The sequence below is a fragment of the Thalassoglobus sp. genome, from assembly GCF_048270125.1.
Classification (GTDB): domain Bacteria; phylum Planctomycetota; class Planctomycetia; order Planctomycetales; family Planctomycetaceae; genus Thalassoglobus.
This window is the reverse complement of the sequence record NZ_JBLWTN010000006.1, coordinates 156,717-171,390: the sequence shown is the minus strand read 5'-3', so window position 1 is coordinate 171,390 and position 14,674 is coordinate 156,717. Positions and strand designations below refer to the sequence as shown.

Sequence of the window (14,674 nt, the reverse complement as noted above, 5' to 3'; positions counted from 1 at the left end):
AGAATTGATTTGATCATTACTGCCGAATCGCTGCTGGAAACGCTCGTAGCGGTTTCGATTCGTTCGGAATCACATAGAATCATGATGACATCCGCAACCGGACGAACATCTCCTCGCAACAAACTTCAAACTGGGTGATACTTATGCTTGCAGCATTCATCGAAAAGCAGGGCGACCCTCAAGTCTTTCAAATTGGTGAACAACCAACGCCAGTCCCAGCGGATGGTGAGGTTCTCGTGCGGATCGCTGCCTCGGCTGTGAATCCAATCGATACTTACATTCGAAGTGGGGCGATTCCACTCCCGATTGAGTTTCCCTACATCCCCGGGTGCGATCTTGCCGGGACCGTTGAAGCGGTCGGTCCGGGAACGACTCGTTTTCAAGTCGGAGATCGAGTCTGGGGCAGCAATCAAAGTCTGTTTGGACGACAAGGGACGTTGGCAGAATATGCGGCTGTCCACGAAGACTGGTTGTATGCGACGCCCGCAAAGATGACCGATGAACAAGCTGCCGCCGGAGCATTGACCGGAATCACTGCTCACCTGGGGTTGTTTCTTCACGGACAACTTCAGCAGGATGAGATCGTGTTCATTAACGGAGGAACCGGCGGAGTCGGATCGATGGTCGTGCAGTTCGCCAAGGCGTACGGAGCACGAGTCATCACAACTGCAGGCTCTCCTGAAAAGCGAGAGTTGGCAAAATCGTTAGGAGCTGATCTTGTCCTTGATTATCGATCAGATTCTTTGGACGAAGAGATTCAAGCGTACTGTGAGAGTAATGGCGGGATCGATCTGTGGTGGGAAACGCAGCGACAGCCCACCCTTCCCAGAACAATCGGCATGATGAAGAAACGGGGACGAATTATTCTGATGGCGGGCCGGGATGCCGAACCGCAGTTTCCACTGGGGCAATTTTACGTCAACGATTTAAGATTGCTTGGATTTGCAATGTTCAATGCAACTCCTGAAGAGCAACTTGCTTGTGCCATCGACATGAATCAATGGTTCGAAAATGGACAATGGAAACCGTTGATCGGTCAAACTCTAACATTGCAAGAAGCCCAGAAAGCTCACGAAATTCAAGAGGCGAACACTCTGGGTGGTGCCAGTTCACTGGTTGGTAAGATTATCGTCACAACCTAGCGTCCCAAAGAGAGTCGCATCGCAAACCGTGTAGCGTCGCAAAATGCCCGACTTCGCAGTATACGTGTCTTCACAGTATACGTGTCTTCGTAGTATGACTCGGTTCGCAGGCTGAGTGCTGCGTCTCATCGTGAGTGCCGTGTCGCAGGACAATTTGCGACACCGTCAGAAATCTTGTTTGTTAAAGATAGAAGCTTCCTTTTTAAAGTAGAAAGTTCGTTGAATGAATGTTCCTGAGTTTGTCGATGCGAAAGCGGCCGGACGACCGCTCTCTATGCTCACCGCATACGACTGTTTGTGGGCTTCCATTATGGACGAAGCTGGAGTTGACTCAATTTTAGTAGGCGACTCTCTGAGTATGGTCGTCCAAGGGCATGATACGACTCTCCCGGTCACGTTGGATCAGATGATTTATCATGGAGAGATCGTCGCACGCTCGGTTAAAAAAGCTTTGGTGATTGTCGACCTCCCATTTATGTCGTATCAGGTCAGTTCAAGGCAGGCGGTGAGAAATGCGGGACGGATCTTTAAAGAGACCGGCGCCGGTGCTGTCAAGCTGGAAGGGGGAGTCAAGCAAGCCAGGACGATTGAAAAGTTGGCGGAATGCGACCTGCCTGTAATGGCCCATGTCGGGATGCGGCCCCAGTCAGTTCGCAAGCTGGGAAAAATGTCCGCCATTCAGCGTGATGAAGATCAACTTCTCGCTGACGCAAAAGCTGCGGAGTCGGCAGGGGCGTTTTCCATTGTGTTAGAACTGATTCCGGCAGACATCGCAAAAATGATTTCAGAAGAAATCTCCATCCCGACAATCGGCATCGGAGCGGGACCACACTGCGATGGTCAGGTGTTGGTCGGCCCCGATATGTTTGGTCTCTCAGGGTTTCAGCCGAAATTTCTGAAGAAGTACGCCGATGTCCGCAAGATCGCCCTCGAAGCAACAAAAGAATACATCGCGGATGTGCAAGCACGGAAATTTCCGGATGAGTCACATAGCCACTGATCACAGATGCAGGAAACGATCTGAGCACAGATTCTCATATGTTTTGAATTCAGGAATGCTCGGTCTTTCGGGGCTCTCTTTCAGAGCGTAGACTGCTCCCCTTTGCCATTTTGAAATTTAAGGAAAATCAATGTCTCGTCACGATGGGCGCTCCGCCGATCAGCTTCGTACTTTGCGTGTTGAACGTCCCTATTTCGGTTCAGCTCCGGGGCGAGTTCTGGTTCAGGCAGGGAATACAACCATTTTCTGTTCAGCGAGTGTAAGTGAAGATCTCCCACCATGGAAAAAAGCCCAAGAGAACCCGACAGGTTGGGTCTCTGCGGAATACAATATGCTTCCCGGAAGCACAGCTCCCCGGAAGTCTCGGCGAGCTGATGGGCGCGGGACAGAAATTCAGCGGTTAATTGGACGAAGTCTGCGGGCTGTCATCGACTTCAAAGCTCTCGGCCCTCGCATGATCACGGTTGACTGCGATGTTCTTCAAGCGGATGGCGGAACACGAACCCTTGCGATCACTGGAGGTTTCATCGCTTTGGTTGACGCCCTCCATGAAGTTGAAGATCCGACCTTCGAGCCCAAAAACGTCTTCACAGAAAGTGTGGCAGCTGTCAGTGTCGGAATCGTGGATGGCGTCCCTGTGCTCGACCTCGATTATCCTGAAGATCATGACGCTGGAGTCGACATGAATGCCGTCATGACCGGGACAGGAAACCTGATTGAAGTCCAGGGAACGGCCGAACGTGAGATTTTCTGTCGGCAGCAGCTCAATGAACTCCTTGACCTGGCGGAGTCTGGAATTGCGCAACTCACACAGATGCAACGAGATACGCTCGGTGACAGATGGCCTATGGACACATCTTCAAAAAGCTGATAGAAACCGGGCCAAGTTTCAAGAAGAACTACAGCAGTTTTGAAAAAGTGTACGCGGACTGTCTCGTGGAGAGACGCAATTCCTCACATGAAAAGCGCTCTTCACGCACACAAAAAAGCACGAAAGTGTTCTAGCAAGACTCTTGGGGTCATTTTGATTCACTGAGAGTTCGAGATCTTATTGAGGTTTCGTTAGAGCGAGTTCAACTAAGAATGGCCAGTTGAGTCACAGGATGTGTCCGCTGGTAGTATGAACGTCCTTGGCGTTCATTCATCCAAAGCCACGGAGGGTATCATGAATGTACAACGACTCTTAATTTGTACTGTCGCGTTCGCACTGTTTATCGGCTCGGTCACTGAATCGCAGGCAGCTCGCATCGAAGCAGATCCTTCGAAAAAATATGAGCTGACAAAGAATCGTGGTCCCTGGATGGTGAGTGTGGCGACCTTTCATACGACTGATCCCAAAGGGGTAACGAAGTCCGGAAAGTCACCGGAAGAAGCGGCACATGAGCTCATTCTGGAGCTGCGAAAAAAAGGAATGCCGGCTTACGTTTATATCCATGATCCGGATCAGGAACGTGTCACCGTGACAGACCGCGTTGGTCGCGAAGAGGTCAGGAAAAATCTCCGCAGGGTCCGAACAGTTCTTGTCCTGGCGGGGAACTATAACGACATCAACGACAACCTTGCTCAAGACTCGTTGAAGTGGATCAAGAAATTGAATCCAAAGTGTTTACAGCAGGGTGTGAAATTCGCACCGACCAAGGCCCGTCCAACACCATTGAGTGGCGCTTTTCTCACCATCAATCCGATGCTCTCACCGGATGAAATTTCTCGCAGCACAAGTGATCCGCTGCTTGCAAAGCTGAATAGCGGAGAAAATTACTCGCTATCAGAAAACCGAGGTGAATACACTCTTGTTGTTGCCAGATTTTATGGAAAGCAAAAGGTCGTCGGTAAAGATACTTCAGGGATTACCGATTTCTTAAAGGACAACGATCTGGACAACGCAGGTCTCGCTTCGCGAGAGCTTGTCGCAGTCTTGCGAGGTAACTTCGACAAACAAAATATCTATAATAATCTTGATGCTTACGTCTGGCACGACAGGCACGAATCGATCGTCACGGTTGGAGCATTTTCTTCCCCGAATGATCCTGCAATCGCGAAGTTCAAAAAGATGTTCGGGCCACGTCTAGAAACGTTCCCGGATGGAAGCACAAACTACCAGCCAGCCTATTTCGGCCTCGAAGGGTTTGGCAAAAAGAAAGACGAAGACCGTTTGTGGCTGTTTGAACCGAGCCTGCAACTCATTCGTGTCCCTCGCCTCAAGTAATCGCTCTTTGAGCGTGAGCGCCGCGTATTATTTGTGAATTCCCATTCGTCGTCACTCCGCAGGTTTTGCATCGGTGGACACATTGAAGCAGGACGAACCAGTAAATCCTGGAAGTCGTTTCAAGAAACTATTCCTCCGCGACGACATTCTGAACGAGCTTGATGAGTTCGCGGAGAACTGTTGAATCATCAGGCAGCTTTGTCTCGAGAATCGGGCGGAGAGGAATAGGTGTGTCATCCATTCTGTAGGTGGTGCCTGAAAGATGAACACCGCATGTGGCGACCGGGAAAGAGACTGTGGGCTGAAATGGAAGTTCGCAATCCTCGTGAGACAGCATCACTGTGGGGATTGTCCTTAACCAGTTGATCGCTTCTTGTGGGAGTTGGCTGAGGCCATCGGTTCCGACCAGAATTGCGAGATCCGGTTCCTGCCGAGAGAGCATGTCAGCTGCTGAGTACTCGCCCGGGTTATAGCGTGGATAACCTCGATGAAAATTGACACTAAATGGGTAACCAGTTTGCCAGCTCAGCACATTCGCTGCCCCTCCGGCCTCACCAAATCGCCGCATGCCTCGGACGACGCAACGTGTATGCTGATGCAAGTCCGTGGCTAAGCTGAGAATTGCTTCGACTTGCGAGTGTGGCAAAGTCCCTTGGGCCAACCCCAGCCCAAAGAATAAAGCAGCATACTGCGATGCCTTCATTCGCTCGGCCAGTTCTTCGACGGTTTGTAATGTCACACCCCCAATTTCTGATTGGGTCAGTTCGATTCCATTCACGAGTCCCCGCAAAGCCCACAAGACTTCGAAGTCTTGCCCCGGATTGATCTGAATAAAAAGGTCTGCCTGTTTCGCCGTTTCAGTCAGAACAGTATCGACCACGATGATGTAACGTTTAATTTTGCGACCATCTCCGAGAGTTGTGCCGCAAAATCGTTCCAGATGTCGAGGATGACTCTCGGCAGGATTTGATCCCCAGAAGATGATGAGGTCTGAGCGATTCCTGATCTCTCCCAGACTGGAGGTGCTTTCTCCGATCCGTTGAAGAGCCATGACTGACGCGGTGTGAGAAGTCGAAGCGGTCGTGTCGATGACCGCTCCAATACGGTCCGCTAATTCGCACGCAACCTGCTGCCCCAGAACGCTGCTTGAACAAAGACCAGACACCAATGGGTTTCGTGAATTACGGATCAGTTCTGCAGCTGTCTGGTATGCCTCGGAAAGCGAGGCTGGTTCTCCGTTGATTTCTGGATGTTGCTGCTGTCGCTGGTTCTGGCGAAGCAACCAGGGCTCAGCGAGCGCACAAGCGTTTTTGATCGTCTGGATTTGATTCTCCTGAATGCCAATGCGCAAGTCATCACATACGCATCCGCACAAAGTGCAGGCGACATCTTGAATGATCTCAAGTTGGGCTGTTGAGGAAGAGTCTGGCATGTTATTGCCTTGTTTGCGGGGGAATGAATTGCGGATTCTGACCGCCGCATTTTTCAATGTTTCGGGATGACTTTCCAAACGATTTTATTCGCCTGGTTCGAAAGGTCGACCTGCTGAAGGCAATTCACTTTCTTAAGAGTGTTCATACCGAAGAAAATGAATGACTGCAATTCGCCGAGTGAAGATGCAGGGAGTAATCTTCAAACTTGAGCTTCGTCGATTTCGGTGTAGATCAAAGTTTCGGGATTGCCGTGAGGATATTTACGTACTTTCTGTTCCTGTGAAGCTCGCTGCACGATGGCAATGGCTGCGTGGATTGTTGGTCATCGCACTTAGGCGGATTTATTGAATTCTTGATCTTGTAATGTCTTTTGGGCGATCAGCAAAGCGTGCAATCGATTTAAACCCAAGAGGGCAACAGCATGCTTGAGCGACTTCACTTCTCGACTGAGAACACTTGCCTTGACCACCGACTCTGCTTCAGCTCGGACAAGCGTTGACAATGTTTCGGACTTCCCGAGTCCCCGAATTACATCGTCCATTTCAACTGCGCTGTCTTCGAGTAAGTTAAGAATCGCAGTAAGACCAAAGTCGTTCTTTAAGTGATGATGCCTGGGATGTGTGTGTGCCTGATGGTGTGACTGCTTGATACTCATAGCGAGGTGATCCATTTTTGCGAGGCAAGGAGTGTTTCGTAATAAATGCAAGTTGAAAAGTCCGTGAGATGTTTGGTGCGTATCGTGGATTCAACTCATGGAAAGCACCCGTCACGGACAGGCAAAAACGAACGTATGCTCAACGTCCAAAGGTTGTTACAAATAATCAAGAACAGAAAGGTCAAAGATTCTGGTGACGGTTGCCAAAGAGTACTGGAGAAGATTCTGTTCTTCCTGGAGTTGAATCACGGCGGTGGCAAAGTCGGGACTCTGCGTATCCGAAAGCAGAATTTGAGCTTCATGTTTGAGGTCTTCCGCCCGAGTTTGCAGCCGGTCAAACTGTTGAAGCGAAACGGATCGCTCACCTATCACATTCAGAACATGGTCGCTGCTCTGTTGTAATTCATCGATTCGCTGATCAATACGCGATCCCCATTCTTCTTGCGAAAAATTTGCCCTGTTTCGCAAATCATCTCTGAGTGTCCGGATCGTTTCGAACACGTCTATCCGAGCGTCTCCTGATTCGTTGAGGTGTTGGAATACATCATCGCCGGGGAGGAAAACCGCGATGTCATCGACACTCGCGAGGACAACTTCTCCATTTGTCTGACTTCCGTTGTATTGCGTTGGGCCCTCAACAATTCCCGAGAATGGTCGGATATCGTTCGTTGCTCCAGAGAAGAGGTAGCGTCCATCCAGCTTCGCGTTTGCGATGCGATCAAATGTTTGCAGATATCCGTCGAGTTCACTCGCGATGACATTCAGGTCCGTTTGTTCTGTCGATTGCCGTGCTTCTAACGCCAACGACTTCGCTTGCACAAGCAGTTGGTTCGCGTCGAGTAGTTCAACATTTCCTTGATGCAAATACGTTCGTGAATACTGAATCGAGGCAACTTGAGTTTCCAGTCTCGCAATTGCAGCTTGCTGGTTCAGAATCGTCCGTTGACCTTCGGGATCTTCAGATGGTCGATGAATCCGCTCTCCGCTACTAATTTGGTTTTGCAACAAGTTCGATTTGGACAGATGTCCCTGAGTGTGCAACTGGCTCAGTTGAAGTTGTCGGTGAGGAGTAATGCGGAGCGTCATGGAATTCTCGTAGACAGGTTGAAGTGAAAAGAGGAGACCAGCGGATACCGATTCTTAATTGATAAATCGCAGAAGTTCGTCGAGCGCTTCGTCAACCACTGTGATGAAACGAGAAGCGGCCTGAAACTGTCGTTGGTATTCCAGCATGGTGAGCAGTTCTTCATTCGGGTCGACACCAGAGACGGAATCGCGAACATTTTCGAGGTGATTTTTTTGTTCGTTCAGGTATTCGAAGTTTGCTTGTTCAGCCTGGATTCGGAACGCGGTTGTTGTTGAAATGCTTGTGATTCGCTCTTCAAGCGTTTCATTGCGACTGACGAATTGAACAGACTCACGAAGTTGAATCATTCGCTTTAAGTTACTGGAGTCCGCAGATTCCCCAGTCCGAGACGCTGCAAAGTTCAGAGGGGATTCCTGCACATGCGGATTCAGGCCAATACCGGTTGAAGCTTCTCCACTAAAGAGTGTTTGCAAACCAAGGGTGACTAGAATTCCCGTTTCATCAGGCTTCGCAACAATGTCAAAGGCAAAATTCTCACCATTCACGACAGTGCCAGATGTGAACGAGAGATTCATTCCATCGGCGATGGCTAAAGTTTCACCAGGCAGGTAATTCTCTCCGATGTCGAGAGATTTGATTGTCGCGCCAGTGACGGAATTCGTGATGTCAAGACGCAGACCAGGAGTTGTTCCTACAGTTCCTGAACCGCTGACAGTGGCGGTCCAGTTTGCGTTCTCAGATGATTTAGGGAAACCGGAGAGTTTCGGCGAGGCTGATCCTGTCAGATTCGAAGCCGCCGGGACTGCATCAATTCCCCCAGCAAAGTCGATGGAGTATCCAGCGTTTGCTCGAAGGGCAACCTTTCCGGTATCTGGTTGGTAAATAGACGTCAGTTGGGGAATGGTATCGAGTCGACTGAGAACATCATCAAGGGAGTCGCTGGTGACATCGATGTCGACTTGATGCGTTGTTCGCTGTCCGGTTGCCGATTCTGTGAGGGTGACGAACAAACGTCCTGATTCAACAGGAAATGGTGTGGCGATTTCATCGAGAGGAATCGATGGGGCTGAAACTTCGCGAACTCCTTGAATGAATCCAGGTTGTGAGTTGTGTCCTTGACCGCTGGCGTGGATGGCGTCGAGCGTGGCGATAAATTCATTCGCCCAGTCGTGCAACGATTGTTGGATTTCATCAATCGTTTGTTGACCTGCTAGCATCGCCTGAAGTGCACCAGAGGTCGGGACAACCGTTGCGCCACCGTTCGTTGTTTGTACGGTCGCGCGTCCGTCGGCAGATGTCTCTGCGCGAAGTGTTGTCGCCTTCTCAGCGATGATGATCGATCCGCCCGCCGCGACGAGTGGGCTGTCATTGACCAGAAAGCTTTGAAGAGAGATGTCGACACGCTCGCTAAGTTGAGAGACAAGTCGATCTCGCTGGTCGAGTAGTGTGTTCGGCTGTGATCCGGAATGAGTCTGGATTCGGATGTCTCGATTCAGGTCTGCGATTTGAGTCGTTTCCTGATTGATCGCGTTGACTTCTTCATGAATTGCAATCGCATTGTTTGATCTGAGTTGATTCAGTCTCGTGTCGAGTCGACTGATCTGATTGACCACATCCTCAGCTGCAGCGATCGCTGCGTCACGAATCGTCACTGTCGATGGTTGTGCAGCGAGTTGCTCAATCTCGTTAAAGAAATTGGAGACAGAAGAGATGAGCGAACCACGACTGGGGAGCAACGCGGATTCAAGTTGACCGAGGATTCGTAGCGTGTTTTCAGATTCGGCATGTCTTGATTTCGTTGAGATCAGCGACGCCTCAGTCGCGGTATCTCGCAATCGCGTAAGGCTGTCGACATCAACACCCGAGCCGATTTGAATTGATCCAATCGTGACCGGGTTTCTGTCGATCAGCTCCACGCGTTGCCGGTGGTAGCCCTCAGTATTTGCATTCGCAATGTTGTTCGAAATCGCATAGAGCGCTTGCTGACTGGCACGAATAGAACTGAGTCCAACATCAATGTGTAGCATCTTATGACCTCGTTTCGAGATGAGACTCCGGGTGGATTGTCAAACGCCCGCCCGACTCGTCGTACTTCTCTTGAATCACCCCGACTCCCAAAGCTTCAAGTGAGACTTCTATAAGTTGGCGTTCAATCAACAGCGAGCGTATGCTGGCTTGCAAGATGCCCAATGTCCGCGTCAAATTCTTTCGGACCTGTCTGATTGATTCAGCGACTTCCAAAGCGTTCGGAGTCCCGAGTCGCTTCAACAAGCTGGCAAACTGAATTTCTTTTGTTGTGATGCCAAGACTGTTCGCAGCTTCGATTCTCAGTTCTCTGCGTGACCGGGATAGCGACTCGGCTTCCGCGGAGAGTTGGCTGAGAAGCAACGGATCACGAAGCAGATTTTCTTTCGTTGCTGATCCGGTGTCATTGGGGCGCAGTCTCCCGAGTTGTCGCAGAGCCTGTTGCAGCTGACTCAAAAGAGATTCTTCTCGTTCAACGTGATGTTTCACTCGTTGAAGAAAGTCTGGCTGGAATGGCGTATCGATCATCTTTCATCCTTGAATGAGTGATTTGAAACTGGCGTTCAAAAATTATTTCAATACATTTTCGAGAGAGGCTGCCAGTCCGATTCCACCGGACTCCGCAATGTGCTGACCCAGAAACATGTCGAACATTCCTCCCAGTGTGTCTGAATTATCACCGGGAAAAAGCCCTCCTTCGCCCCCAGCTTGCCGCATCTCTTTCAGCAATACTGAAACGAACAAGCTTTCCATTTCACGACCGACCTTCAAAGACTGTAGTGACTTGGTCGAGTCATGTTGCTCAAGCGAGGAATGTGGCATGAGTACAGGTGATGTGAGCATGATGAGTTGATGGAGTTAAGATTTGAATATTCGGTGATTGGAACGATCTGAGAATGGAGGATGCCAGGCGAGCAGCAGAGAATTAGATCGGACTCAGCATGTAAGCATTGCGGGAATGGTCCTGAGACTTCAGGTTTCTCTCTCAAACAATGAGGAATGTTGAAAATCACAAGTCTCTGAAATGAATCGAATCCTGTCTGCGATCTGCATTGTGGAGTTAAGTGTTCATCCTGAAGGAACCGTTTCTTCACGAGAAGAGAAGGACCCAATGTGCTCTAACGTTATTTCAGCTCCAGCTCCGCATGCAGAGCACCAGACTCTTTCAGTTGTTGGAAGATGGAACTCAAATCTCGCGGTGCGACTCCCAGGGCATTTAACGCCTGAGCAAGTTCGCCGACAGTCGTTGTTGGTTCAATGACCGAAACTGGATTGTCTTCCTCTTCGACCATCACTTCCGTTCTCGGCACAACGACCGTTTCACCCAGACTAAATGGAGCAGGTTGTGCAACCAGCGGTGTTTCTGCAGTGGAAACGACCAGATTCGCGTGTGTTATCAGCACTCGTGAAAGTTGGACGTGTTCACCGATGACGACCGTCCCTGTTCGCTCATTGATCACGACTTTGGCAGGGATGTCTGGAGTAACAGTCAGATTACTCAAATTCGCGACAAAATCGCTGACCGTGCTTTGTAACGAAAACGGAATGATGACATCGATCGTGGCGGCATCGATGGCGAATGCGGATTGCGGATAGACTTGATTGATTGCGTTCGCTGTTCTCCGAGCGGTTTCATAACTGGGCGAATTGAGGAGAAATCGGACCCGCCCATCTACTCCTAGTTCCGAGCAGGTTTCCAGTTCCACGGTCGCACCATTTGGGATTCGCCCGGTCGTCGGGTGATTCTTCTGAACCCTGGTACTCTCACCACTGAAACTGAAGCCCCCTATCGATATCGGTCCAGAGGCGACTGCGTAGACTTGACCATCTGCCCCAAAAAGGGGAGTGAGGATGAGCTGTCCACCTTGTAAGCTCTCTGCATCGTCAAAAGTCGAGACAAGAACATCAATCGCAGTCCCCTCTTTTGAGAAGCTGTCGAGATCAGCAGTTACGGTAACGACCGAGATATTGTCTGTCTTTTGAGCGGTGTCATTCTCAATGCGGGTACGTAAATCGGGGTCGGAACGGACACCAAATCGCTGTAACATGTTCATTGCGAATCGCCGAGTGACAGGGCTTTTTCCCCCGGTCCCGTTGAGACCTGTTACCAGCCCCATTCCGACGAGTTGATTCTTTCGAACACCTGCGACATTTGTCAGGTCACCGATGCGGACTTCTGCTGCAAGTTTCGATGTACCCATCAGTCCCGTCACGAGGAAGAGGTTGAAGATGAAAGATCGACGAAACATAAATACCTCGGCATCGAAATAGGAAAAGTGAGAGAACGGCGGCGAAGTAGGGGCAGTCTTCGGTTCATTCTCTGTTTTAAAAGGGCCATAACTTATTCACTGATCTGCCCAGCCAGCCTTGTCGAGTGAAGGATTGTGTCGGGCCGGCTCCTTCATAGGTCAAATGAAAATCAGAGATGAAGCGAGAATTCACGGTGTTCTGAGGTGAGAGGTCGATTGAACGAATCACTCCCGACAGGGTTAAAGCTCGCATTTCACCGGCGACCTGGACATTTCGTTGTCCGGAGATCACGAGGTTTCCATTCGGCAGAACTTCTGTGACAGTCGCGGTAATGCGGTCAGTAAATCCCTGTTCGCTACGATAGTTGCTTCCGCCATCAAACTCTCGATTCGAGGTCGAGTTCAGATCAAAAGCGGCATTGGCTGCCTTTGTCCCGAGTCCGCCACCAGTTTCGGCATCGAAATCAAATTTGGTACCAGCCTGTGTCGATTTTTTCATTGCACGATCTTCACGACTGTCGACGTCGGTCGATTGCGAAACCAGCACGGTGACCAAATCGCCTACTCGACGGGCACGAGAATCGAAGAATAACAACGAGTTTTCGTCGGACCGACGTGCCCAGATCGACTCCGCCTGGAGTACCGCTCCTCCATTGAAGAACGTTGTCCCTAAAGCCAGAGCGAGCAAGAATGCTTTGTGTAAGTGAATCATGATCATCTCTTTCATTGAGACTTCTTTAGAACTGATCCTGAAACTTGAAATTGTTCTCTCAAACGTTGAGAACAGCGGCTATTCCAGAGGTTTTCGGACTGGTTCTAGAGTGTTTTCAATGCCTGTTTTTCCCGAGAAAGTCACCTTTATGACTTCATCGATTGCTCAACACACGGCAGAACCCGAACGCCAATGTTAGATTTGCTGTATCGCGTTTTCGGATATGACGTACGCTGGTAGTCTTGTGAGGATTAACGATTCAGAAGACGAAGCTCTAATTCCGAAAGCCCAAGTCAACGACAGCTTCTTCAGCGTTGACGACACGTGCGTTGACGATTCGATTTGATTGGAGGTTCTTCACTCGAATGATTTGCCCAACTCTTCCGGACTGGAGCGCCTCTGCCATTGGGACCATGATTTCGAGTTGACCCATCTTTGCAATGAGTCGAATCGCTGATCGTGACTTGATGACAATTTCGCTGTTCGTGTTTTCATTTTCCGGAAGCAAGTCATGTGAGCTGAGACGCTCTCCAACTTCCATGGACCTTCTCACGCGGCGTCCCAGGGCGCTTGTCAGTGTGAGATGCCCTGTCGATGAGGTTAGAAAACGCTCTTTGAGTACAGTGTTTTCTGCTGAAATGACCTCTCCGCGAGCCACATGTTTAGTGAGTCTCAACTCATCTTGCAGGATGGCAATTTCACACGGGACCGACTTTGTCGCGAATAGACGATCTTGATCTTGAAGGTGTACGACAATCGATTGCCGTCCTAGAATCGCTCCCTCTGGAAGTAAAATTTTGGGCGTGAGCGTCGCAAGTTGGCTCACATTGATCCCCCAATGTCGTTGAATTGGTTGCAGAATCCGAACCTGAACTGAACTGATGGGATACTCCACTCGGTCCGAGACAGCCCGCTCAATTGCCTGTTGAATAACTTGCTCGATAGATGTTTTCTGTTCGTCGAGCTGCACGATCACCTGATCGGCCCCCCGGAATTGCAATTGATCCTCGGTGTAATTTGCGAGGATCAATCGCAAGCGAATAAATTCCGCCGAAAGGATACAGCTCTTCTCATCGTCGAGTCTTTGCAAGTCGATGCTCCTGATTTGCCGTAATTGAACTGAATCACCCCCTCGAACCTGCGCGACATCACCGAGTGTGACATCGACCCGGTTGACCAAAACATTTGAAGCGAGTGTAATTTGCAACGGTTCGTCTTCGGCAACGACCGGATGGCATATCGATCCGAAAATCAGAATGACAAGTCCAAATTTCATCGGGCAACTCATCTGTTGAAACATCCGTTTTTTCATCTCATTTTCCTGGCATGACAGTCAGCTTCACGGACACTGAGAACGTAAAGGTTCTTAGCGAACGATGTCTGATGTCGTTGAGAGCATTTCATCACCTGCTCGGATTGCGCGTGAGTTAATTTCGTATGCCCTCTGAGCTGAAATCAATGAGATTAACTCGGTAACAACTTCGACATTTGAACCTTCGAGGAATCCCTGGCGAAGAATCCCGACACCCGCTTCTCCCGGATTGCTTAACACTTCATTTCCAGATGCAGGGGTCGCTGCGTAGAGGTTGCCCCCTTCACTGGAAAGTCCGGCAGAGTTAAGAAATCGGGCCAGTTGAAGTTGACCGAGTTGCACTGCCGACTGCGGAGAACCTTCAAGCACACCGCTGACAGTTCCATCTTCGCCAATGTTGAGTTTCGTAATGCTGATACCGTCCTGGACCGTGATTCCAGCATCGAGCAGATATCCATTCGTGGTCACCAATTGCCCATTGTTATCCAGTCGAAACGCTCCGTCTCGTGTATAGCGGACTTCACCATTGGGAAGTTGAACCTTGAAGAAACCGTCGCCTTCGATGGCGACATCGAGTGAATTCCCAGTCTGTTCAAACGTCCCTGGGGTAAAGACTTTCGTTGTTCCGGTAGCACGGACCCCGCTTCCAATTTGCAATCCAGTGGGAGCAACCTGTCCCGCCGCGACTTCAGTTCCCGGTTGTTGCAGCGTCGAGTACAGCAGGTCTGCGAAGTCGAGGTGGCTGCGTTTGAATCCGGTTGTGTTGACGTTTGCCAGGTTGTTAGCTGTGTTATCAAGCAGCAGTTCCTGTGCTTTCATTCCGGTGGCGCTGGTGTAAAGTCCGCGAAGCATG

Annotated in this window: 14 protein-coding genes; 4 read left to right on the top strand and 10 right to left on the bottom strand. The window is 50.0% G+C overall.

Annotated features, from left to right (window positions below):
* Positions 1-143 precede the first annotated feature (143 nt).
* From ACN0YR_RS09770 to ACN0YR_RS09755, 4 genes are all read left to right on the top strand, one after another.
* Positions 144-1,142, top strand: coding sequence for an NADPH:quinone reductase (locus ACN0YR_RS09770; RefSeq protein WP_417849027.1), 999 nt, complete (start codon positions 144-146; stop codon positions 1,140-1,142).
* 223 nt (positions 1,143-1,365) lie between these two features.
* The gene (gene panB / locus ACN0YR_RS09765; RefSeq protein WP_417849026.1) at positions 1,366-2,142 is read left to right on the top strand and encodes a 3-methyl-2-oxobutanoate hydroxymethyltransferase; all 777 of its coding nucleotides are present in this window, start codon (positions 1,366-1,368) and stop codon (positions 2,140-2,142) included.
* Positions 2,143-2,272: 130 nt separating this feature from the next.
* A complete protein-coding gene (gene rph, locus ACN0YR_RS09760; protein WP_417849025.1) occupies positions 2,273-3,013 on the top strand; it encodes a ribonuclease PH in 741 nt (246 codons plus the stop codon).
* 294 nt (positions 3,014-3,307) lie between these two features.
* Complete coding sequence (locus tag ACN0YR_RS09755; RefSeq protein WP_417849024.1) at positions 3,308-4,348, top strand: hypothetical protein; 1,041 nt, start codon at positions 3,308-3,310, stop codon at positions 4,346-4,348.
* A 127-nt stretch (positions 4,349-4,475) separates the two neighbouring features.
* On the opposite strand, the gene ACN0YR_RS09750 is transcribed toward ACN0YR_RS09755, so the two are convergent.
* From ACN0YR_RS09750 to flgG, 10 genes are all read right to left on the bottom strand, one after another.
* Positions 4,476-5,780: a formylmethanofuran dehydrogenase subunit B gene (locus ACN0YR_RS09750; protein WP_417849023.1), complete on the bottom strand. Its 1,305-nt coding sequence runs from the start codon at positions 5,778-5,780 to the stop codon at positions 4,476-4,478.
* Between the two features lie 332 nt (positions 5,781-6,112).
* A complete protein-coding gene (locus tag ACN0YR_RS09745; protein ID WP_417849022.1) occupies positions 6,113-6,436 on the bottom strand; it encodes a hypothetical protein in 324 nt (107 codons plus the stop codon).
* Positions 6,437-6,592: 156 nt separating this feature from the next.
* On the bottom strand, positions 6,593-7,522 hold the full coding sequence (locus tag ACN0YR_RS09740) for a hypothetical protein (protein WP_417849021.1): 930 nt from the start codon (positions 7,520-7,522) through the stop codon (positions 6,593-6,595).
* Between the two features lie 54 nt (positions 7,523-7,576).
* Positions 7,577-9,550, bottom strand: coding sequence for a flagellar hook-associated protein FlgK (flgK, locus tag ACN0YR_RS09735; protein ID WP_417849020.1), 1,974 nt, complete (start codon positions 9,548-9,550; stop codon positions 7,577-7,579).
* Between the two features lies 1 nt (position 9,551).
* A complete protein-coding gene (locus tag ACN0YR_RS09730) occupies positions 9,552-10,076 on the bottom strand; it encodes a hypothetical protein (protein ID WP_417849019.1) in 525 nt (174 codons plus the stop codon).
* 42 nt (positions 10,077-10,118) lie between these two features.
* Positions 10,119-10,391 (bottom strand): rod-binding protein, encoded by a 273-nt coding sequence (locus tag ACN0YR_RS09725; RefSeq protein WP_417849018.1) that lies wholly within the window; start codon positions 10,389-10,391, stop codon positions 10,119-10,121.
* 281 nt (positions 10,392-10,672) lie between these two features.
* Positions 10,673-11,797, bottom strand: coding sequence for a flagellar basal body P-ring protein FlgI (locus ACN0YR_RS09720; protein WP_417849017.1), 1,125 nt, complete (start codon positions 11,795-11,797; stop codon positions 10,673-10,675).
* A 76-nt stretch (positions 11,798-11,873) separates the two neighbouring features.
* On the bottom strand, positions 11,874-12,509 hold the full coding sequence (locus tag ACN0YR_RS09715; protein WP_417849016.1) for a flagellar basal body L-ring protein FlgH: 636 nt from the start codon (positions 12,507-12,509) through the stop codon (positions 11,874-11,876).
* Positions 12,510-12,783: 274 nt separating this feature from the next.
* Positions 12,784-13,821, bottom strand: coding sequence for a flagellar basal body P-ring formation chaperone FlgA (gene flgA / locus ACN0YR_RS09710; RefSeq protein WP_417849015.1), 1,038 nt, complete (start codon positions 13,819-13,821; stop codon positions 12,784-12,786).
* Positions 13,822-13,875: 54 nt separating this feature from the next.
* On the bottom strand, positions 13,876-14,673 hold the full coding sequence (gene flgG / locus ACN0YR_RS09705) for a flagellar basal-body rod protein FlgG (protein ID WP_417849014.1): 798 nt from the start codon (positions 14,671-14,673) through the stop codon (positions 13,876-13,878).
* Position 14,674: the final 1 nt, after the last annotated feature.

Bases quoted from the DNA above. Each gene is read 5' to 3' on its own strand.
- ACN0YR_RS09770 (WP_417849027.1), top strand. From the start codon at position 144: ATGCTTGCAGCATTCATCGAAAAGCAGGGCGACCCTCAAGTCTTTCAA.
- ACN0YR_RS09715 (WP_417849016.1), bottom strand. From the start codon at position 12,509: ATGATTCACTTACACAAAGCATTCTTGCTCGCTCTGGCTTTAGGGACA.
- flgG (WP_417849014.1), bottom strand. From the start codon at position 14,673: ATGCTTCGCGGACTTTACACCAGCGCCACCGGAATGAAAGCACAGGAA.
- ACN0YR_RS09745 (WP_417849022.1), bottom strand. From the start codon at position 6,436: ATGAGTATCAAGCAGTCACACCATCAGGCACACACACATCCCAGGCAT.
- flgA (WP_417849015.1), bottom strand. From the start codon at position 13,821: ATGAAAAAACGGATGTTTCAACAGATGAGTTGCCCGATGAAATTTGGA.
- rph (WP_417849025.1), top strand. From the start codon at position 2,273: ATGTCTCGTCACGATGGGCGCTCCGCCGATCAGCTTCGTACTTTGCGT.
- ACN0YR_RS09750 (WP_417849023.1), bottom strand. From the start codon at position 5,780: ATGCCAGACTCTTCCTCAACAGCCCAACTTGAGATCATTCAAGATGTC.
- flgK (WP_417849020.1), bottom strand. From the start codon at position 9,550: ATGCTACACATTGATGTTGGACTCAGTTCTATTCGTGCCAGTCAGCAA.
- ACN0YR_RS09720 (WP_417849017.1), bottom strand. From the start codon at position 11,797: ATGTTTCGTCGATCTTTCATCTTCAACCTCTTCCTCGTGACGGGACTG.
- ACN0YR_RS09725 (WP_417849018.1), bottom strand. From the start codon at position 10,391: ATGCTCACATCACCTGTACTCATGCCACATTCCTCGCTTGAGCAACAT.
- ACN0YR_RS09730 (WP_417849019.1), bottom strand. From the start codon at position 10,076: ATGATCGATACGCCATTCCAGCCAGACTTTCTTCAACGAGTGAAACAT.
- ACN0YR_RS09755 (WP_417849024.1), top strand. From the start codon at position 3,308: ATGAATGTACAACGACTCTTAATTTGTACTGTCGCGTTCGCACTGTTT.
- panB (WP_417849026.1), top strand. From the start codon at position 1,366: ATGAATGTTCCTGAGTTTGTCGATGCGAAAGCGGCCGGACGACCGCTC.
- ACN0YR_RS09740 (WP_417849021.1), bottom strand. From the start codon at position 7,522: ATGACGCTCCGCATTACTCCTCACCGACAACTTCAACTGAGCCAGTTG.